The sequence below is a fragment of the Tissierella sp. MB52-C2 genome, assembly GCF_030931715.1.
Lineage (GTDB): Bacteria > Bacillota > Clostridia > Tissierellales > Tissierellaceae > Tissierella.
The window spans coordinates 2,506,480-2,527,258 of record NZ_CP133261.1; the positions used below are offsets into that span (position 1 = coordinate 2,506,480).

The following is a 20,779-nucleotide window of genomic DNA, read 5'->3' on the forward strand; positions in this document are numbered from 1 at the left end:
GTCTATTAGACCTTTAAAGGATTAGCGTCAAAAAATGCCCTCCATAAAGGAAGGCACAAGAATATCATGTACTATTTATCTACGCTGTCCTTCCTAATCTCACAGGATTAGATTAAAGGTATTTATTTATTACTAATAAAAATAACACAAAACATATCAAAAGTCAATGGTTTAATTATCTATTTATAATATCAATAATAAGAACTCCAAAACGGAGTTCTTATTAATTATTGCATTTGATTTCCTGATGACGTACTATTTACTGCAGATGTTAAAGTAGTCTTTAATTGATTTATATCATTTGACTTAGCTGTTGGTGCTGGAGTATAATATCCTTTTTGTTCTGCTATTTGATATAATTGATATTGCATTTGTTCTGCTTCGTTTCTTAATGTTTGTAAAGTTGATCTTAATTGTTGATTTGAACATTCCTGTATAGCTGTTGTATAACAATTTATACTTGCCTTAGTTCCGCCTAAAATATCGTTAACTATATCTCTTTCTTGCATAATTTTTTCCGCCTCCTCTTATAAAGAATTAATTAAATTTGTAGCAGTAGTTTTGGCATCAGTACTTGCCTGCTGTAACATTTGCTTTAATTGTGGGTCTTGAACTTGATTAGCATAATCGCCAAATTTACTACTCATTGTTAAATGTTCACCTGCTATTTCCTTCAATGAATTAAGTTCTTGATAAGTTAAATTATTTAAATTTAATGTATTTTTAAGTGCCATAATTACACTCCTTTCAAAATTATTTATTTTAAATTCCTTTAATATTGTTTGTTAAAAACGATTTTTTATTCTACCAAAAGATTCCTAAATATATAGGACTGAAAAGGAAAAACTAAATTAGGAGGTGTAAAATTTATGAGAATTCCCGATATAAACGATTCTTCACAGTTCTATAACTATTTTGAAAATGAGAATTTAGAGAACACCGATTATATGAGCCATGACGATGTAAATATAAGAAGACCAGATGCTTATATAGGATTTTATAATAATCTATTCTCATCTCAATTTTCCGATATTGTTACTGCTGAAGAATTAGGTGGACTGGAATGGTATAATAAATTGGAGAGAAGATAGATAATAGTCATAAAATGTTCCCATTCACAGTAAATAAGAAAAATAATAAAAATCCACACTCACTGTTTCGGTCACGAATAATTCCACGCAGTCTCATTGCACAATTCTATTCTCCCTACGGTCGATAAAATTGGCATTCGTTGCGTTTGACCTACCTACAGCTCATTCACTACGTTCATTCACTGGGTTAGGTCATAATCATTTCAGCTAAAAATCCTACAACTTGCAAACTCGCTACACTCAAACAGTGCAAGTCGCTTAACGGATTTTCAGCCTACATTCACTAAGAATTAAATCGTGCCCTTCAAATGTTCCTTTAGGATTTTTATTATTTTTCAGTGTAGTCGTGAATAGTAATATAAAATGTATGGAATTAAAAAAATATAAAAATTGTTGTTGACAAATCCAAAATATGCTGTTAAAATTTTAAATTAATATTAAGAATGACTTTGAAGAGAAGAGTAAGTTTATGAATACTCATACAGAGAGCTTCCATTGGTGAGAAGAAGCAGAGGATAGTAAGCTGAATATGGTCTTGGAGTTTGATCGTCGAAGTTCACTTTAGACTTTCACGTATGCACACGTTATAGTGCTAGGGTATAATCACTTTTATAGTGACGTACTTGATGAGGTACTGTATCGTGAGATCAGTATAAACTTAGGGTGGTAACACGAAGCTTTCGTCCCTTTGCTTTTTTGCAAAGAGATGAAGGCTTTTTTTATTGTTCTTGTAAGGGGGTTATGTTCTTGATTGAAATATTTAATATTAGTAAAAATTTCAGTAATGGTAAAAGTCAAATTGATGCTGTTAAAAATGTTTCTTTAAAAATCAATAAGGGAGAAATCTTTGGAATAATTGGTCTAAGTGGTGCAGGAAAATCCACATTAATTAGATGCTTAAATAGGCTTGAAGATCCAACAGAAGGAAATATATTCATTGACGGCGTAGATTTGATGCAGCTTAGTAAGGATGATTTGAGAAAAGAAAGAAAAGAAATAGGTATGATTTTTCAACATTTTAATCTATTATATCAGAAAACTGTTTATGAAAATATTGCTTTTCCTCTACAGTTGGAAAAAATGGAAAAAACAAAAATTGATGATAGAGTAAATGAACTTTTAGATTATGTAGATTTAAAGGACAAAAAACATAGTTATCCTAGTGAGTTAAGTGGTGGTCAAAAGCAACGGGTTGCCATAGCAAGGGCCATTGTCAATAATCCTAAAATACTTCTTAGTGATGAAGGTACATCTGCATTAGATCCAAAAACTACACACTCTATATTAAATTTATTAAAGAAAATTAGAGATGAGTTAGATATAACAATAGTTATGATAACCCACCAAATGGAAGTGGTAAAAGAAGTTTGTGATAGAGTTGCTATTATGGAAAATGGTCAAGTTATAGAAGAAAATACTGTAGAAGATCTATTCAAAGAGCCTAAAACAAAAATTGCAAAGACTTTCATAAGTTCTCTACAAGGAAATATAGAAGATGAGATTATTAATCCAAATGAATTTAGAGGAAAACTCATTAGATTAAGTTTCCTGGGAGATAGCTCAAAGAAACCTATTATATCTAAAGTCATAAAAAACTTTAATATTGATGTAAATATCTTATCAGGAAATATTAATAAATTGCAGTCAACTAGTGTAGGTCATCTAATCTTAGAATTAATTGGAGAAGATGAAGAAATAAGCAAAGTGTTTTCATTTTTAAAAAATGAAGATGTCCATGTGGAGGTGATATAATGGCAGAATTAGTTATACCTTCTTTATTTGAAACTCTATATATGGTATTTTTCTCAACAGTATTTTCATTATTATTAGGTTTTCCTTTGGGAATTTTATTAGTAATTACTGAAAAAAATAGTATCTGGGAAAAACCTAATTTCAACAAAGTTTTAAATAGTATTATAAATGTAATGAGGTCTATACCTTTTATTATTTTAATGATTTTAGCCTTTCCGTTGGCAAAACTTATAGTTGGTACAAAAATAGGTACAACAGCAACCATAGTTCCCCTATCCATATCTGCAACTCCTTTTGTGGCTAGAATTATGGAAGGAAGCTTAAAGGAAATTGATAAAGGTATAATTGAATCCAGCCTTGCTATGGGGGCTACAGTTCCACAAATTATTTTAAAGGTTCTTATACCAGAGTCCTTACCTTCAATAGTATCAGGGATAACCTTGACTATAATAAATATAATTGGATATTCTGCAATGGCAGGTGCCATAGGAGGTGGTGGATTAGGTGATTTAGCTGTTCGCTTTGGATTATATAAATGGCAAAAAGATGTGATGTTTATAGCTCTTATAGTAATTATAATTTTAGTCCAAGGAATACAAATTTTAGGTAATTATATTACATTAAAAATAAATAAAAAATAAATGGGGGAATTAAATTGAAAAAATTATTGTCAATTGTATTATTAGTAGTATTATCATTGTCTATATTAGTTGGTTGCAGCAAAGAACCTGCTGAAGTAGCTGAAATAGCTGAAGTAGAAAAAATTAAAATTGGAGTATCTCCAGACCCGCATGCAAAATTAGTTTCACTAGTTGTAGATGATCTAAAAAAAGAAGGCATTGAGGTTGAAATAGTTGAGTTTACAGACTATATAACACCAAATCTATCTCTTAGTGATGGTGATTTAGATGCTAATTTTTTCCAACATGAACCCTATTTCAATGATTTTAAAACAAAAGAAAAGCTGGATTTAACTGTATTAGGCAAAATTCATGTAGAACCAATGGCATTCTATTCAGCAAAATATAAATCTATAGATGAAATTCCCAATGGCGCTACAATAGCTATTCCAAATGATACAGTAAATGGTGGAAGAGCTTTACTTCTACTTGAAGCCAATGGAATAATAGAATTAAAAGATGGTGTTGGCTATGAAGCTAACGAAAAAACAGATATAATCCATAACCCTAAAAATCTTAAGTTCCAAGCCCTTGAAGCAGCATTTCTTCCAAGCTCTTTAGACAGTGTTGATGGTGCAATAATAAATGGAAACTATGCTCTTGAAGGTGGACTTAATCCTGTAAAGGATGGTATTTTAATAGAGGGTGGAGAATCACCTTATGCTAATCTTATAGCTGTAAGATCTGGCGAAGAATCTCAAGACAGATTTATTAAACTACTTAAAGCATTACAATCAGATAAGGTTAAAAAATATATAGAAGATAATTATGATGGAGCCGTAGTTCCAGCATTTTAAAGAGAGGTAAGCCTAGGCTTACCTCTCCTATAACTTTATACAATATAATTTATTCGTTCTATTTGTATTTCCCTTGAATCTCCATGTCTTTGGTATTTATTATGAACTGCTTATCATTGCTATACATTGGATCATATCTGTATAATGAACTTTCGTATATAATAGCTTCATCGTTGCTTAAATTCTTTTCAAAATCAATGTCCTCATACAAGAATATTACTAATATCAATTTATCTTTATTATTTGGGTTTTCTGCTATAAAGCTTCCCGTAACATTTTCATTTCTAATGGATATTTCATTTATATTAATCGTTTCTTCATCTAGTTTAATAGGGAGTTCTGGGTTCATTTCTTTAATTACACTATGCTTAATCGGATATCCAATTAATATTAAATTACTCTGTTTATCCTCTTTGGTTAAATCCTTTTCTTCTTTAATCTTCATCTTTGAATCATATCCACTCATTCTATCACTTAATAACATTTGGGTAAATCCCTCAAAATTCATTAAGTCTCTTTCGCTTAAGTATTCTGGCTTTACTATTATTACATTTTCTCCATCTAAAGCCCTCAAAGCTATACTGCCTATTATCAATCCATTTCTCTTTTCTGATTCTCTTAAATATCGTTTTTGGTGATTTCTATAGTACGCTTCTTGCTCTTCTTGAGTTAATTCAATATCATTTGGAAAATAATTAGGCTGTGTTACTGCCTCCTCCATAGAATTCTTTATATCTTTTCCTGCTACCTTATCTATTATATCTAATAATCCTTCTATTGTTGCATTTTTGAATTTATACTTTTCAAAATAAGTCTTTAATATTTCTATAAATTTCTCTTCCCCTACGTTTTGTTTTAGAGCTTCAAAGAAGGCAGGTCCCCTTGTATATATAGCCTCTCCATAGTCTCCCCAATTCTTAAACTCATCTACCTTGCTATTTAGCGGTATTATATTTGATGGATAAATTGAATTTCTTATGGCAAAATCGATTCCGTTTTCATGATTTTTTCCATATTCTTTTTCAAAGTAGTATGCAGTAGTAAATACGGTTAAGGACTCATCTAAAAAAGGCTCCTTAAATTCATTGTTTCCCACTGTTACATACCACCATTGATGAATAGTTTCATGAACAGCAGCTTCTATTAGGAATGGAGCACTCTCTTCTATATTAATATCTTCCATATCCCAATATCTTCCCATTTGTATTGCCTGAGGGTATTCCATAGCCCCTCCACCTAAATATGTTTCTGCTATCTTCAACTCATCATAAGGATATTTCCCTATGGTTTTGTTCATAAATCTTACGGTCTTAGCCACTTCATCTAATACCATATCTGCAGTTTTACTATCTTTTTTACCTTCTTCTACAATATAATAATTACTAATTTTAATATCATCTACTTTTTTAGTTTTTACTTTATATTTATCACTCATAAAAACAACAAAATCTCTAACCTTTTCAGCTCTTATAGATACAGTCTTATTTGCACCATTTTCTTTCTCCTCTATTATGGTTCCAGTTGGAGCTATTACCATATTCTTAGGTACGGTGATCTCAACATTATAGTTTGAAACATGGCTATAATTAGACTCTCCTATAGGATTAAAGGGATTCTCATCCCATTTTCTATCTTTCTCATTATAAATGGATAGTATTGGATACCAATTTGTTAAGGAGTAAATTCCTTCTAGATGATGAAAACGATGATATCCTTCGGGAATTTTTATAGTGAATTCAATTTTTATCTCTGCCTTTTCACCTTTTTTTAGTGGTTTATCCATATTTATTTTTAGTATTTGATTATCATCTGTATACTTAACTTTTTTATCATTAATATGGACATTTTCTACCTTAATATAACCTTTTTGTTCCTCTGTTAATTTAGGAATTTCCTCTCCTTCCATTAAATACATACCGCCTATAGCTGGTAATGTCTCGTATGATTCATAGGAATTAGGATAAAGATGAAAAACTAAATTATTCAAGTCTGTATTATAAGTATTAGTAAAAATAACCTTCTGTTCTCCTTCTACAGTATGAATCTTAGTATTTAAAGTAATGTTCATCTCGTACTCAGTCAGATTATCTAGATCTACTGCAAATCCCAATTGAAAACTACTTAGTAAGATTACTAAAATCAATGCAATTGATAAAAATCTTTTTTTGTTCATTATGTACCCCCCTGATTTTTTATATATTTACCATTATATTATCATAGAGTGCCTATAATTTCCAGAATATATAGTATACTTAAAATGAATTAAACCTTATCTACAGTCTGTTAAATTTCTTTAATGATAATAAAGCCAAAAGAGTTAATTCTCCCATCCATTCACCCCTAGCAATCTCCCATTCATCTAAATAATTCTCCCATTCCCATGTAGGAAGTATTTTCTTGTTTTCTTCAAGTTGAGCTATTAAATAATCTAAATTCTTATCTATAAATTTACTATTAATTTCAAAAAAATTCTCAGAATCAAATTCTATAAATTTTAATGGCATTGGAACATAGTCTGTCCATTCAGCTTCATTAACATTAATTAATTGAGAAATCGCAAGTTTTAAAGTATCTTCTATTTGAATAGCAAATTCTTTATCTATAGTATTATACATTTTTATATAACAAAATATTTCATGTTCAGAGCTAAATTCTGTACGTTGGTTTAATTTCTCTATAGCATAGTTTACAAGTGAAAATATATCTAATTTAGTGACATACTGTCTATATTTATAAAGATATCCTATTAATTCAGCTGAAGGATTCCCCCATGAATAATCAATAACTGTCATACCTATATCATCTCTATACTCCCAATGGGGTGCGTGGGGATAATCATTAACTATATTAGGAACGCTGTACCAACCATTTCTCTCTTTATCAAATGTTGATTCTAGATATTCAGTTGCTTTGGCTATCATTCTTTTTGCTCTATTATTATTGCTTAGTAAATTCAAATACCTTAATCCAATAGATGTTGCCATAGGTGAAGATTCTACTAATTTAAAATCAGGCTCTATACCTCTACCGAAACCACCATCTAGATTTTGAAACTTCTCTAGCATATCCAATATATCATCATCATTTGAATCATTAAAATAATAATTAAATATGGCTTTTTCCAACCCTCTAGCTTCTTTATTCATATAAGAATTTATTTCGTCAAAGGCTTCTTTAGATAATCTTTGCATACTATATCTTCCTCCTAAATTCATCAAACTTCTCAATTGTATTAATCCAACTTGATATAATGTCATAGTATTCTTTCACTTTATCTGGATTCTTTTCATATCCTTTCAACAAGTCTATTTGATGTTCATAATACGTTCTTAGCTTTTCAACTGGTAGTTCTTCAAAATCTTCTTTAGTTAAATCATTGTTAGTAATCCCTTTTTTGAATTCACTTAATTTATCAGCAAAATATTCTGGAGCTGCACCTGTATACTTTTTAAAATCTCTAAGTATCCATTGACGCTCAAATACAGGTCTATTCTTCCAGCCATCAACCTGTTCTAAAAAAGTCTGTAAAATCTCGATCATCATTTCTAATACTTTACCTTTATCACCATTAGAAAGTATAATTCTATTATTTTCTTTCGGCTCATTAATTGACACTCCAATATCCATAAGAGCTTGAATTGAGCTTATCTCTAATCCATTATAAATGTCAGCATTTGCTACAGATGCAGCAAAACCTGATCCAGCTTCTTCAACACTTAGCAATACATATTCATTCATTTTATAGAACTCATCTACAGTTTTACCATACAATGGGGCTATTTCAGTTATAGCTTTATGTGCCGTATCTGTTTTAACCATACCAGGCCCTATGGAATATGTAATAATTCCTGTACCATCTAGCTCTCCAGCTAAGGTATTTGATAACTCTACTTGTGATGTTTTAAATACCTCATATGCGCCCATATAAGGGGCAGCACCTGAAGAAGGAATGAAAGCTATAACTCCTGACTTTCTTTCTAGCATTTGAGGAAGAAAATATTCAATAAGAAGTACTGGCCCCCTTAGATTTGTTCTATAACTTAAATCCCATTTTTCAATCCCAACCTTATGCACTGGACCTATGGGAGCAACTGTTGCATTATTTATAAGTATATTTAACTTTCCAAACTTTTTATGTATTTTTTGTGATAGTTTTTTTACTTTTCTTTCACAACCTATATCCGTATGAATAAAGAGACAACAATCTGATCCAAACTCCGATTTTAGTTTTTTCTCTGCCAATCTACCTTTGCTTTTATCTATATCACCAATAACAACCTTCACACCAAGCCAAATTAAAGAACGAGCAGCCTCAAATCCTATTCCACCGCCTGCACCAGTAATAAGTGCAACCTTTCCTTTTAATTGTCCTTTCTGAAGTGAGCCTTTGCTTATAACTAGAGTATTATTTGACAAAACTTATCCCTCCATACCAGAAAAGTTAGTCCTAAAATTAAAAAATATTTACATCTAAGAATTTACAACACCTTCGAATCCTACAGTATATAAAGTCCTACTTTTTCTTTATTACATCTACATCCATTACTTTTTTATATCTTCTATCTGGTGAAGATTCTCCTAATTTAAAATCAGGCTCTATACCTCTATCGAAACCACCATCTAAATTTTGAAATTTCTCTAGTTTGTCCAATATATCATCATCATTTGAATCATTAAAATAATAATTAAATATGGCTTTTTCAGTAATCTAGATTCTTTATTCATAGTTGTATAAATTAATCAGAATATAATCCCTTGCTTAATACCACACTCTTATAATTTGTTACATCCCATTTAATAGTTTCTATATATTTATAACCTCTTTTTTTATAATAATCAATTAAATGATATGCAGTTTCAGCTGTGTCTAGTGCAAGTTCTCTTATATTTTTCATCCTTCTAGCCTCATCTTCTACAATATCCATCATCTTGCTACCAATTCCATATTTTTGTAATTCAGGTTCGACGGCAAACTGTCCAATCTTGGCTACGAAGTCCTTACCATACCAGCCACTTCCGCCCGAAATGTCTGCCCCATATAGAGATATTGTTGAAACTATTTTATTTCTATATATTCCTACATAACATTTATGGGCCTTTTTTATTCTATCTAATGTTATTCTGCAATCCTGCGTAGCTGCCACATAATTAAGCCCCATATCAGCTAAAATCTTATAAGACTTATTTAGAAGCTGTGTTAATTCTTCAACTGAATCATCATTTGAAAATAATCGGAACTCTATATGGTCTTTATTATTTAATTCATATGAATGTAAATTTTTTTGCATTATTTAACCTCTCTTTGTTTTAGTTTTTTTCTTATTCAAATATATTATTTATAAGAGGGATAGTACTCTAGTAATGTCCTATAACTGACTTATCCTTTGTTCTATGCTTGCGATTAGGTTCATATTCCTGCCAATATACTCTTTTCTCATTAAATCGTGTTCTTGCCTCTTTTTCTTCTGCAGGATATCCAACATATACAATACCTAAAGGAGTAACATATTCAGGTATATTCAGTATTTTTTTTAATGGTCTTATATTGCTTTCCAAAGGATATATTCCTATCCAAACTGAACCAAGCCCAATGCTTGTGGCTGCGATTAAAATATTTTCTATTGCAGCGCTACAATCCTGCACCCACATTTCTTGGGATGGACCTTTAAAGGCTAATTTCATATTTCCACATACAACAATAGCAACAGGTGCATTATATCTAGCAAAAATCAATTTATCTCTTAATTGAGAAAGTTTTTCATCCTCATCAATAACTATAAACTCCCATGGCTGACAGTTTGCCGTTGTGGGTGCTGCTGTAGCAGCTTTCAACAAGGTTATAATCTTATCTTTTTCAACCTTCTTATCTAAATAATGTCTTATACTTCTTCTCCTATAAATCGTTTCGATTACTTCCACTCTAAAACCCCTTTCACCTCAAAGCATCGGATTTTTTATAAACAATTTTACCTAACACTCATTAACCTATAAATATAGAAACATAACTAATCCTTGAAGTAAATATATTATTATAAAAATGTTTCCATCTTCTTATCCTTCCATAATAAGCCTTATTTAAAATAACAAACTAATTGGTTTTACTTAATACCACTACATGTACTATTTAAGATTTCTTAATCTTATAATAAAACTTATACATAACTATTTATTCTATAAAGTTCGTTAAATTCCTTCTTTTCCAAGTAATATTTTAAAAAAAGTATGTAATCTTTCTTTTGATTACATACTTTTTTAATGTGGACTTTCTTTCGATTCCCACATGCCCTATTTATAAAAAATCCACTTCTATTATTCAAACATATTATTTATAATTGGAATTATATTAAATAATGGTTCTTCATATGGATGAATTCTTCTAATGGTTTCAATTGCATTTTTTACATATTCCATTTTACACCTTACTTCAACCTTACATTCCTTACCTTCACAAATCTCTCCAACTTGCCCACTATAAGGATTAGTTCCTTCTAATGGTCTCCAATATCCCTTGACATTAGTTATAGACATACAATTATCATAATCCCCTACTCTACAGGCATTTACTCTATTAAGTTCATCCCTTAACTCTATAATATACTCCTCTGGAATATAGACTTCTATTTTTACTTCCTTTATTTCCATAATTATATCTACTCCTTCCCTTATTAAGGATAATTTTTATATCTCAATTTGCTACCTAATTTATTTTAGTTCTTTATTGTATAATAAATAATCAAATCATGCAAACAATATGTCTTATGGAGGTAGTAATATGATATTTTTTAAAACGGTTTTAGCTTTTTTACTATTATTAATCTTAGCTAGACTGCTTGGCAAAAAACAAATGAGTCAAATGACCTTTTTCCATTACGTTACGGGAATAACCATTGGTTCCATAGCTGCCGATATAGTTATCACTGATAATGGGTCTATCATAGATGAAGTCATAGGTTTAGTATTATGGTGCACCTTGACTGCTCTACTATCTTATGGAACTTTAAAGTCTGCAAAGCTTAGATTACTCGTTGATGGACAGCCTACTATTTTAATTAGAAATGGGGTATTGCAAAAAAAGTCTCTAAAATCTGCTAGACTAAGTATAGAAGAGCTATCTATGATGCTTAGAGAACGAAATATCTTCTCCATTCAAGAAGTAGATTATGTTATTTTAGAACCTAATGGCAGATTAAGTGTTCTAAGGAAGCAATCTAATTTAAATTTAACTAGAGCTGACATGGATATTCCTACCTCTAATCCTAAATACTTACCATTACAGATAATTGTAGATGGTAAAATAATCTATAAAAATTTAAAGTCCATTGGTCTAAGTATTGAATGGTTAGAAAAAGAACTTGAAGCTCAAAAGATTAATAATATCAGTAAGGTTTTTTATGCCGAGATTCAAAGTGATGGTTCCCTATATATAGCTCCTTGTTAGAGGTGATTTCTTATTTCTTTTAACATATGGATGGCATATTCCTCCAATATGGTGTCCATATATTTAAGTTCATCTAATCTCCTAGTATATACACTAACAGCATCTTCCACAATTCTTCTATATTTTTGTGGTACTATTTCCTTAGCCCAATTTCCAGCCTCTAGCTTTGAGCAAATTATATTCTCCTTTATATAATATAATACCCTGCATAAATTTAAAGTAATATAAACCTTATTTTCTATTATATCTTTCTCAGCATTTTCTATGTCATTAACAATTGAGTCTATATAATATTCTTTTGGTACATCTGCAAATACTTCTTCAATCTCTTTACCATACAGGCAAATACCTCTGTATATAATGATTGTAAAATGAGCGGCCAAATCTTTGTCTATAAAATTCCCACAAATATAATTACTATCAGACAAATATCTATCTCTATGAGAATCTGAATAATGCAATTCAAATGGTGTGGGATATATAAATTCTTTTGTATGCTTTTCTAGGACAATACTCAACTCTATCCCTTTTCTTGGCAAATTATCTAAAGCTATTATTGATTCAACAATAGCTTTCTTATCTATGATATTTATAGGTTCTCTTACTACAACGATTAGATCTATATCACTTTCATTTGTATAGCATCCCATGACTAAGGAACCATGTAAATATATGCCAACAAGATTTTTATCTAATATATTTTTATATCTTTCAATTATAATATTTAATATTTCTCTAGGCTCCATTTTTTCACCTTACTTATAGTTATATATCTTTTGTAATTCTCAGCAAAACCTTTATTAAGTTGTTCCAGCATATCCTTTTATTTCCAATGATAACAAATATTTTTAAATAGAACAGCTTATAAATTTAAAATCTATTTGATGTTTTTCGCAGTAGCCACTAATTTATTATCTTATAGTTCTTAATATATTTTAGTATCCTAACTCTTCGTTCATAATAATTACCTTTATTCTTTCACGATCAAATTGCCTTGCAATAACGACGAAACTATTACAAATTCGTTGTGGATGTTTACAGTCAATACATCTACCTAATTTGGTGCAAGGAGTTTCTTTATCTAGTCGCTTTGCATCTAATGGTGCTGCAATCTGTCGTACTCTTTCTATTGCATCATTTATATTTTCTACAATTTTATTTTTACCCACAATAACGATTACTTGTGATGGTCCATATATCATAGGAGCAACCCTGCTTCCGTTGCCATCAATATTAACTAACTTACCATCAGCGGTTATTGCATTACAGCCAGTGATAAAGTTATCTGCTGAAAAGTTCTTAATATATATCTCCTTTTTCTCAATAGAAGTCAATTTTTCAACATGTTTATCATAAAATATATAGTTCCGATTCTTAATAAAATCAAAAACTCCCAGTTGCTCTAATGTAACGGAGTCACCACTCCCAATAGTGCTACCTTGTAAAATTAATTTATCTAAAAGTGGAAATAATTCCTCATTATTCTCAAGAAAATACCCCTGCATATTATTACGTTTCAAGTTGTCTAAAGTAGTTTTTATTAATTCCACCATTGCATTCTCCTTTATAAAATATAACTAATCATAGAATGGTCCACCTATACCTGTTTTTATAATATTTGTATTCTAAATCTAGTTTTTCAATTATTATCTTCCAACATGTCTAAATTATTTTCTGCATATACCTCAATATTATTTTTAATTAATAGTTCTGCGGCTAAGCCATTTCCTTTTATCAAATTGCCTGAAAATGTTCCATCGTATATAAGTCCACAACCACAGGAAGGACTTTTGGACTTTAATATTGCTTTTTTGATTCCTATAGCTTTCACAATTGCTAGAGTCTTTTTCGCACCTTCAATAAATTGTTTGGTAAAGTCTTGTCCATCTTCACTAATTACTTTTATATCTCCATTCTCATATACAACAATCTCACAACTTGACCTTGGGGTAGATAATCCAGCTAACTGCTCTGGACACACAGGTATTGCCTTTCCTTGATTAACCAATTCCACTATGGTTTTATGTTCACTATTTCCTCCATTATATCTACAATTGATTCCTGCTAAACATGAGCTTACTAAATACATACTTAATATCTCCTTTTGTCATTTTAGTGATTTACAATTTTTAATTCTAGCTTACCACTAATGTCTCTATTGCGAAGAACTTGGTAACAGAATATATAGATGTCCTCTTAATTTAAATTACTTATTTTTATTAGTGTATCTTCTATTTGCTCAGTTAGAATTTCAGTATTATCTAATCTGATTAATCTAAAATATAGACTTCTTAATAAATTTTTTACATTAATTAATAAATTATCATCTTCTGGATATATCCCTGTCCTTTGTAATTCATTAAAACCCTTTATCCATTCACAAAATTCTTCATTTTTTATTAGTTTTCTATTGAATATACTTATTATTGCAGTTACTAATCTTTCATCTTCTTCATTAATATATACATAATTATTAATACAAACTTTATCTTTAATTATATCTAACATGTATAATAACTCTTCATGTCCTATTTCTGAACAAATAGCTAAATCATCTAGTGCATCTGCAGCATGTGCAACTGAATGTGCCCATCCTTGACCTTTTACATATCCCCTTAAATCCTTCTCCTTTATAAAATAATCTACTACTTTTATATAGATCTCTTTGATATCATTTTCCGAAAGAAATTTAAGTTGTCTATTATTAATAAGTATTAGCGGTATCAATAAAATAGAAAATGAACGAGTAAATACTGAATCAGTATTTATCTCTCCAATTTTAAAGAATAAATGATTATCATCCATACTAATTGCTAGCAATTCCTTTAATTTATCAGTTGCAATCTCATTATTCATAATCCAATGATACATTACTGAATATATTAATTTATCTCGTAACTCTGCATCTGTATTACCTATCTCATGCATCATTTCCATAATAATCTCATTTGTATCTAAACTTGCGGGAATCCTATAATTATCTTCTTTTATCTCTTTCAATATTTTCTTTAGATTATTTGTCATATACAAATCTCCTTATTCTACTATTCATTATCATTTTGAATCTTTAATTTCAAAATCTAATAATTTCAGCATATATCCCATCACTTAAGATGAAAAATTATTTACTCTAACTGACATCCTTCACAATAATAGATACTCCCTCCCATATAAGATTTCTTAATAATATTTTTGCCACAGACCTCACATGGCTCTTTCACAGTATTCTTACTTAATTTTGTGATATAACCTCCCGAACATCCAAATAAATCCTTTTCTGTATCTCGTCCACCTTTTGTCACCATCTCATTCAAAGTAGATTTAATAGAGTGATATAACTTCTCTATCACTTCAGCTGAAAGTGTTGATATCTTTCTTTTCGGATGAAGTTTTGCATTAAATAATATATCTTGTAATACTCCATTTCCAAGACCTGGTATACGTTGCTCTGTAGCTAAAAGAAATTTTACACTTTTCATCTGTAAATTTTTATCCGATATAATTTTTTCATAATACTTAAAATCAAATTCTCTAGATAAAGGAGATGGTTTCTCCTTAGCTAATTCATAATATACATTGTCGAATTCTCCATCTTTAAAACACCATATTCCGCCATACATTTGAATAGATGCAACAAGTGAAGAACCATCGTCAAACTGTATTAACAATTGATGCTTTGGTGGTAATTTCTGACCTTTATCAAAGTATCGCAGATTTACTCCATCACCTAATAATAATTTAATGTCACCTAGGCTGATTTCAACCAAACCGGCATATGCACAAGCTTCCTCTATAATCTTACCATTTAATTTTGAATTATACTCACTAGGATCGCCATAATACCAAGCAAACTTATGCGGTGATTGATTAGTAATAACATCATTAATTTTTTTGCCTCTTAAAGTTTCATTTATTTGACATGATAAGGTAATAGCTTCTGGTATTTCAATCATACAATTCCCTCCTAATATATAGTTACTTCTTGTCTATTCAACAAATATGGTAGTCTAATAGTTCTAGTTTATTGACTCACAACATATAGATATTCTCTTCTTCGTTTCTAACATAATTTAATATATAGTCAGCATTTTGGATAGGGCAATATTCTTCAATATATTTATCTTCCGATGGAAAATATCGTCTTTCATATTTTAATTTTATATCTTCCGAATTTCCTATATACTTGTCTCTATTTATTACACGATTTAATCGTACCTCTTTTGGCACATCTAGATAAATTACGTAATCAAAGTATTCTCTCATCTCTTTCCTTTGTAAAAATACTCCCTCCAATAGTAAAATTGAACCTTGAGGTATTTCTATTTGTTCTAAGGTATATATATCATTATCTTTATCATATACTTCAATTTCCTCGTGAATTTCAGTTCCTTCTTTTATCGGCATCAAGATCTCTTTAATCAAATAATCGTATCTCCATTGGATGTTATAGTAGCAATACCATTCTTCTTCAGATTCATTATATCTAATATTTTTTGGATATATGAAATCATCAATATGTAGTATAACTGTATTATAATTTCTATTACTTAATCGTAGCTTTAATGAGTCAACTATTGTAGTCTTACCAGATCCCCCTAGACCATCAATTCCTATAATTAAAGTTTTTTCTCGATTATATATTTTTATTATCTCATCTAGTAATTTCTTCATTTACAATTCTCCTGTATTATCAATATTCTTTCCGGCTAATTCCTAAACTTTCAAATTTAATACCATATAACCTCAATATATCTTCAAGACCTAACTTTATCTCTTCACGACTAAAATCCGCTTCTTCTAATTCCTCATCACTTAATTTATTTACTTTATCATAAAAATCCATGGCTATTTTTATGTATATTAAATCATTGGTTTCTATGTTTTCAAACAATAGATCTTCAGCTTCATTGACTTTTAGGTTATTTATCAGGTTTATTAACCTTTCGTATAATAAATGAATTTTCTCAGAATTACTTTCACCGTGAATATTTAGTTCAAAACTATCCTTCTTAAATAATACCTTCCCTATCATATCTATAAAGCTTGTAATTTGCCTCATTATCCAATCTTGATGATACATAAATTTCACCTCTTTATCTATTTTTTATCTTTAATTACTTTAATGAATTTATCCCTTTAAATTTAATAAATGTTCCTGCTTATTTAAAAACACAACTCTTCTTTCCTTACCACTTACTTTCCATAAATGTATTCCAGTATCACCAGTACTTATATATGAATCTGTATTAACTGGTAGCATCATAAAACTTCTAAAAAGCATATTTATCATTCCACCATGTGACACTATACATATCCTAGTTTTATTTTCTTCTTTCTCATATTTATGTATAAACTTTGACCAAAACATCTCTGCTCTAGCTCTAAAGTTAATATATGACTCTGATTGTGCAAATTCATCATGAGGATTTCTTCCATCTTTTGGCATAGGAAATTTCTCATTTGCTTCTGAACGATATAAACCTGCTAATAAACCATTATTCCATTCCATCAATTCATCATCAAAGATTATGTCCACACCAGTTTCTATACTTATAAGTTCAGCTGTTTTTGCTGCTCTTTTAAGTGGACTACTTAAAATAATATCAATTTCATAATGTTCTTTTATCCATTTTGCAGCAGATTTTGCTTGTTTGCATCCTAATTCAGTAAGTTCAAAATCTGCTCGCCCCTCATGTCTATCTTCTAAATCAGCAACAGATTGTCCATGTCTTACTATTAATATTTCCATATGAAATCCTCCTTTTTATATTAATTTCATGATTCTCATATGTTAATACAATCTATCTACCTAATCTAAATCGTGAGAATATATTATATTAAACCCCTTTTCATTTACAACAGATAATTCCATTCGAACAATTTTACCTTTAAACTGAATAAATCTTTTTGACATTTCACCAATAATCCCGCCTAAATCTTCAATGTCACTATAATAAAGTGATATATGAGGTAGCCATAGCCCTGAATCAATACTTGTCCACATATTGCAATAAGAATCATATTCTTGATGGTATTCCTCATAATATTGTAATAATTTTCCAGAAGTAGAAGGTATGCAGGCTATACAATTAGTTGTTAGGAAGCCCAATGCTGAGCAATTTATATAGAATGATTTTTTTCCCTTTAAAAATCTCTTGGTGTACTTCAAAATTTCATCTATATCAATATTTACAAAACTTGCAAATGTAATATGTCCATAGATAGGATTATATTCAATGTTAAATAATTCTAATGTCTTTCTTAGCTCATCTAGTTTTTGATTAGTAGTTTCATCTAATATCCAAATAGCATATACTTGATTATCCATATTTATCTCCTCCTATAAGGCATATTTTTAGCCAAGCTTTGCTCTCGATGAAAGGATATAATATACAATATCTTAAAATATAAATTATGCTACACGTAGTTTACTAAGTAGAATTCTTTTCTTTACTTAAAAGTCAAGTGCCATGATAATTTCATCATCATCTTCTTCATATGTATGATAAAATCCAAGGCTTGTAAAGAGACTTACAGCAGCCTCATTTCCCTTACAATAGCAAAGCTTAACATGATTATATTTACCATGCTCCTTCATTCTATTAAGAATAAGCTCTAATGCAGTTCTAGCATAACCCATACCTTGAAAGCGTTCATCAATCATAAATTGATCTAGAATATAATAACTGGATTGCCATTCTCTATAAAATAACAGCCCAATCATTTCATCATCATTACAGATAATTAACGCCTTACTGATTTCATCTCTATATGCATATGCCCTTGCAAGGATTTTCACATTTGTAAGGGCTGTAAAGGTATTTATACCTGTTTCCTCCTTTGCCTCTTTAATTGCAACATGTAAAAAGTCTGAATCTCCATCAACATGTCCACCAGTCCAAGCCCAAGTATTTCGTATATTATGATGAATCATTAGTACCTTATCCAGTGACTTGTTCATTATAAATCCAGAACTTGTAATATGTGCAAATTGGTACATATTCCTTAGATGCATTATGAATACGCCCAGTAGTTCTACCTAATTCCTTAAAGACTTCCACATTATTTAAATATTCAGGGTATGATAGTTTTATTCCTCGGGCTTTTTCAAATAGAGTGGCAGTAATTTTAATCTCATTATAACTCACTAGTTCAGTCATCAGTCCGTTTAATGTTGATAAGGGCTTTGATAAAGGTACTCCATAATCTACAAGATATAAACACCAGTCTAACTCGCTATTAATTTCATCATTATTCCTTGTGGAAGAATTCGATAGCCTCAAAATATAGGATCTATCATTTTGAATATATTCATATACTAAGTTTTGATAACCCCCTATTATTGGGACTAACTTATCTCGTATTAATCCATATCTATTTGCTACTTCATTTAAGATTATTTCAATATCATCATTTATAATTTCTTTTTTCAAATCATTCACCATTACTTTCATATATAATCTTTAGGTTCTTATTTATTATTTTTACATTGAGGACGCATAATGACTTATATTTATAGATTCGCCTATTGCAATATATTTTGAATTAATTCTTTAAATATAGTACTTTCACTAGGAATTCAAATGTTCTATATAGTTACTCAAATCTATTTTTATCTTTCCTTTATCTAATTTAATCTTATGTATACTTGTGTTTTGAGATTTAAAAGCCTTATTTTTATTACTCCATTCAATCTCTTTTACTAGATGATATATAATATTTATTACTCCACCATGTGTAACTACTAATATATCTTCATCTTTGGCTGAAACTTCATCTACTAAATTATAAAATATTTTTTCTATTCTATTTAAAAATTCCCTTGGACTTTCTCCCATTGGATATTTTTCATCCATTCCTAATGTGTTAAAGTATAAACCTGGAAACTTTATTTCAGCTTCTTCATTTGACATACCAGCCATTATACCATTATTATGCTCTCTCCATTTCTGATTCGCTTCAGCCTTCATTTCAAATTTTTTAGCAATGCAAAATGCTGTTTCTTTTGCTCTATTTAAATCACTACTAATTATTCTAGTAATATTAAATCTTTCTTTGTTTTTATACAAATATTCAGCAAGTAGCTGAACCTGTCTTCTTCCTTCATTCGATAAACCTCTTTGACTTCATCCTCCCCTAAATCCTTCCTCTTCTTTTCCATGTCTTACAAAATAAATAGCCAATATATCCCCTCTAACGTTTTATATTTAACCTATATATTCACCAAATCCTTCTTTATTAAATGCATCTTAGCAAAATGTCTTTCCTCATTGTATATAAAGCCTAAATCTATATATCCTTTATCTAAAAACCAATCAAGTGGACCATTTGGAAATGGGGTATTCTCAGAGGCTATGGCCATTATAGATTTAAATCCTAATTCAGATAATTCTTCTTCTAGCCTTTGTAGTGGATATGTTTTATAATCACCATTTTCACTGGTAGTAAAAGAACAAGTAAGAAATGCCATGTCTTCAGCCTTGGCTATAGGATATGGAACTGCTACTGAAGGAACAAATTCTGCTCCTCCGATACAAATTTCATTTAAGTAATGGAGTTTTCCCATATGTGGGAGGTTATATCTTTGTCTTAAAGCTTTTATCCAGTTTCCTTTATCCCTACAATAAGTATCTCTCTTATAAGAAGAACATAGAGCACAAGTATCTATAATGGTTTCTTCAGTTAAATCTTTTATATCTCCCCTAATAATATTATCACTCATTTTAACATTATAAGGCTTTGCTTCTGGTATAGAACCATTTAAGATATTCTCTAGATTATCTATGGAAATTGGTCCATGCCATCTTAAATTATCATCCATAACAATCATATTGGGTGAAAATATATTTAATTTTTTGGCTATATTATAATTTCTTGATATATCAAACAAATTAATTTTACATCTTTTATCATCTGAAAAATTACTTAGCAACTCTCTAATTTTACAATTATGGGGACATTGATCTCCCCAATAATAAAAATCAATTTTTCTCATGTTTTTCACTTCCTTAATTAATATAC

26 protein-coding genes, 1 pseudogene and 1 other annotated feature are annotated in these 20,779 nt (G+C 29.8%); of the genes and pseudogenes, 5 read left to right on the top strand and 22 right to left on the bottom strand.

The genetic code is table 11. The features are described from left to right. Nucleotides 1-227 precede the first annotated feature (227 nt). Both RBU61_RS12620 and RBU61_RS12625 read right to left on the bottom strand, forming a co-directional pair. Entirely contained in the window at nucleotides 228-509 is a 282-nt protein-coding gene (locus RBU61_RS12620) for a spore coat protein (protein WP_308875796.1), read from the bottom strand. A gap of 18 nt (nucleotides 510-527) precedes the next feature. After that, nucleotides 528-734 (bottom strand): hypothetical protein, encoded by a 207-nt coding sequence (locus RBU61_RS12625; RefSeq protein WP_308875797.1) that lies wholly within the window; start codon nucleotides 732-734, stop codon nucleotides 528-530. Between the two features lie 135 nt (nucleotides 735-869). Between RBU61_RS12625 and RBU61_RS12630 the strand changes: the two genes are divergently transcribed. The 4 genes from RBU61_RS12630 (at nucleotide 870) to RBU61_RS12645 (ending at nucleotide 4,320) form a co-directional block, all read left to right on the top strand. Further along, nucleotides 870-1,091, top strand: a complete 222-nt coding sequence (locus tag RBU61_RS12630; protein WP_308875798.1) for a hypothetical protein — start codon at nucleotides 870-872, stop codon at nucleotides 1,089-1,091. 440 nt (nucleotides 1,092-1,531) lie between these two features. Further along, nucleotides 1,532-1,782, top strand: a binding site (T-box leader). A gap of 56 nt (nucleotides 1,783-1,838) precedes the next feature. After that, nucleotides 1,839-2,843: a methionine ABC transporter ATP-binding protein gene (locus tag RBU61_RS12635; protein ID WP_308875799.1), complete on the top strand. Its 1,005-nt coding sequence runs from the start codon at nucleotides 1,839-1,841 to the stop codon at nucleotides 2,841-2,843. Then, nucleotides 2,843-3,484, top strand: coding sequence for a methionine ABC transporter permease (locus RBU61_RS12640; protein ID WP_308875800.1), 642 nt, complete (start codon nucleotides 2,843-2,845; stop codon nucleotides 3,482-3,484). The genes RBU61_RS12635 and RBU61_RS12640 overlap by 1 nt, the downstream gene beginning before the upstream one ends. Nucleotides 3,485-3,498: 14 nt before the next feature. Next, nucleotides 3,499-4,320 carry a MetQ/NlpA family ABC transporter substrate-binding protein gene (locus RBU61_RS12645; protein WP_308875802.1) on the top strand — a complete coding sequence of 274 codons (822 nt, stop codon included), beginning with the start codon at nucleotides 3,499-3,501 and terminating at the stop codon, nucleotides 4,318-4,320. A gap of 58 nt (nucleotides 4,321-4,378) precedes the next feature. On the opposite strand, the gene RBU61_RS12650 is transcribed toward RBU61_RS12645, so the two are convergent. The 7 genes from RBU61_RS12650 to RBU61_RS12680 all read right to left on the bottom strand — a co-directional run bounded on the left by RBU61_RS12650 (nucleotide 4,379) and on the right by RBU61_RS12680 (nucleotide 10,962). Continuing rightward, nucleotides 4,379-6,493, bottom strand: coding sequence for a M1 family metallopeptidase (locus tag RBU61_RS12650; protein ID WP_308875803.1), 2,115 nt, complete (start codon nucleotides 6,491-6,493; stop codon nucleotides 4,379-4,381). A 100-nt stretch (nucleotides 6,494-6,593) separates the two neighbouring features. Then, nucleotides 6,594-7,511 (bottom strand): hypothetical protein, encoded by a 918-nt coding sequence (locus RBU61_RS12655; protein WP_308875804.1) that lies wholly within the window; start codon nucleotides 7,509-7,511, stop codon nucleotides 6,594-6,596. A 1-nt stretch (nucleotide 7,512) separates the two neighbouring features. Continuing rightward, nucleotides 7,513-8,736 carry an SDR family NAD(P)-dependent oxidoreductase gene (locus RBU61_RS12660; RefSeq protein ID WP_308875805.1) on the bottom strand — a complete coding sequence of 408 codons (1,224 nt, stop codon included), beginning with the start codon at nucleotides 8,734-8,736 and terminating at the stop codon, nucleotides 7,513-7,515. 97 nt (nucleotides 8,737-8,833) lie between these two features. Next, a complete protein-coding gene (locus tag RBU61_RS12665) occupies nucleotides 8,834-8,971 on the bottom strand; it encodes a hypothetical protein (RefSeq protein WP_308875806.1) in 138 nt (45 codons plus the stop codon). Nucleotides 8,972-9,056: 85 nt separating this feature from the next. After that, complete coding sequence (locus RBU61_RS12670) at nucleotides 9,057-9,608, bottom strand: GNAT family N-acetyltransferase (RefSeq protein ID WP_308875807.1); 552 nt, start codon at nucleotides 9,606-9,608, stop codon at nucleotides 9,057-9,059. Nucleotides 9,609-9,675: 67 nt separating this feature from the next. After that, nucleotides 9,676-10,239: a nitroreductase family protein gene (locus tag RBU61_RS12675; protein WP_308875808.1), complete on the bottom strand. Its 564-nt coding sequence runs from the start codon at nucleotides 10,237-10,239 to the stop codon at nucleotides 9,676-9,678. A 390-nt stretch (nucleotides 10,240-10,629) separates the two neighbouring features. Continuing rightward, the gene (locus RBU61_RS12680) at nucleotides 10,630-10,962 is read right to left on the bottom strand and encodes a hypothetical protein (RefSeq protein WP_308875809.1); all 333 of its coding nucleotides are present in this window, start codon (nucleotides 10,960-10,962) and stop codon (nucleotides 10,630-10,632) included. Nucleotides 10,963-11,092: 130 nt separating this feature from the next. Here RBU61_RS12680 and RBU61_RS12685 point away from each other — a divergent pair, with 130 nt between their 5' ends. Next, entirely contained in the window at nucleotides 11,093-11,758 is a 666-nt protein-coding gene (locus tag RBU61_RS12685) for a DUF421 domain-containing protein (protein WP_308875810.1), read from the top strand. Here the strand turns inward: RBU61_RS12685 and RBU61_RS12690 are convergent. The 13 genes and pseudogenes from RBU61_RS12690 to RBU61_RS12750 all read right to left on the bottom strand — a co-directional run bounded on the left by RBU61_RS12690 (nucleotide 11,755) and on the right by RBU61_RS12750 (nucleotide 20,753). Beyond that, nucleotides 11,755-12,504 carry an aminoglycoside adenylyltransferase domain-containing protein gene (locus tag RBU61_RS12690; protein WP_308875811.1) on the bottom strand — a complete coding sequence of 250 codons (750 nt, stop codon included), beginning with the start codon at nucleotides 12,502-12,504 and terminating at the stop codon, nucleotides 11,755-11,757. The genes RBU61_RS12685 and RBU61_RS12690 overlap by 4 nt on opposite strands. A gap of 189 nt (nucleotides 12,505-12,693) precedes the next feature. Beyond that, nucleotides 12,694-13,311, bottom strand: coding sequence for a lactate utilization protein (locus RBU61_RS12695; protein WP_308875813.1), 618 nt, complete (start codon nucleotides 13,309-13,311; stop codon nucleotides 12,694-12,696). Nucleotides 13,312-13,397: 86 nt separating this feature from the next. Beyond that, a complete protein-coding gene (locus RBU61_RS12700) occupies nucleotides 13,398-13,847 on the bottom strand; it encodes a DUF523 domain-containing protein (protein WP_308875814.1) in 450 nt (149 codons plus the stop codon). A 107-nt stretch (nucleotides 13,848-13,954) separates the two neighbouring features. Then, complete coding sequence (locus tag RBU61_RS12705) at nucleotides 13,955-14,782, bottom strand: DUF2785 domain-containing protein (protein WP_308875815.1); 828 nt, start codon at nucleotides 14,780-14,782, stop codon at nucleotides 13,955-13,957. A gap of 101 nt (nucleotides 14,783-14,883) precedes the next feature. Further along, nucleotides 14,884-15,711 (bottom strand): hypothetical protein, encoded by an 828-nt coding sequence (locus RBU61_RS12710; protein ID WP_308875816.1) that lies wholly within the window; start codon nucleotides 15,709-15,711, stop codon nucleotides 14,884-14,886. A 76-nt stretch (nucleotides 15,712-15,787) separates the two neighbouring features. Beyond that, complete coding sequence (locus RBU61_RS12715) at nucleotides 15,788-16,429, bottom strand: AAA family ATPase (protein WP_308875817.1); 642 nt, start codon at nucleotides 16,427-16,429, stop codon at nucleotides 15,788-15,790. A gap of 19 nt (nucleotides 16,430-16,448) precedes the next feature. Next, nucleotides 16,449-16,838, bottom strand: a complete 390-nt coding sequence (locus tag RBU61_RS12720) for a DUF6483 family protein (protein WP_308875818.1) — start codon at nucleotides 16,836-16,838, stop codon at nucleotides 16,449-16,451. A 48-nt stretch (nucleotides 16,839-16,886) separates the two neighbouring features. Beyond that, nucleotides 16,887-17,507 (bottom strand): histidine phosphatase family protein, encoded by a 621-nt coding sequence (locus RBU61_RS12725; protein ID WP_308875819.1) that lies wholly within the window; start codon nucleotides 17,505-17,507, stop codon nucleotides 16,887-16,889. Nucleotides 17,508-17,567: 60 nt separating this feature from the next. Beyond that, nucleotides 17,568-18,086, bottom strand: coding sequence for a hypothetical protein (locus tag RBU61_RS12730; RefSeq protein WP_308875820.1), 519 nt, complete (start codon nucleotides 18,084-18,086; stop codon nucleotides 17,568-17,570). Nucleotides 18,087-18,212: 126 nt separating this feature from the next. Next, nucleotides 18,213-18,719, bottom strand: coding sequence for a GNAT family N-acetyltransferase (locus tag RBU61_RS12735; RefSeq protein ID WP_308875822.1), 507 nt, complete (start codon nucleotides 18,717-18,719; stop codon nucleotides 18,213-18,215). Then, nucleotides 18,700-19,191 carry a phosphotransferase gene (locus tag RBU61_RS12740; RefSeq protein ID WP_308875823.1) on the bottom strand — a complete coding sequence of 164 codons (492 nt, stop codon included), beginning with the start codon at nucleotides 19,189-19,191 and terminating at the stop codon, nucleotides 18,700-18,702. The genes RBU61_RS12735 and RBU61_RS12740 overlap by 20 nt, the downstream gene beginning before the upstream one ends. 138 nt (nucleotides 19,192-19,329) lie before the next feature. Next, nucleotides 19,330-19,860: pseudogene (locus RBU61_RS12745) on the bottom strand (histidine phosphatase family protein); the annotation flags it as partial. 110 nt (nucleotides 19,861-19,970) lie between these two features. After that, nucleotides 19,971-20,753: a hypothetical protein gene (locus RBU61_RS12750; RefSeq protein ID WP_308875824.1), complete on the bottom strand. Its 783-nt coding sequence runs from the start codon at nucleotides 20,751-20,753 to the stop codon at nucleotides 19,971-19,973. Nucleotides 20,754-20,779: the final 26 nt, after the last annotated feature.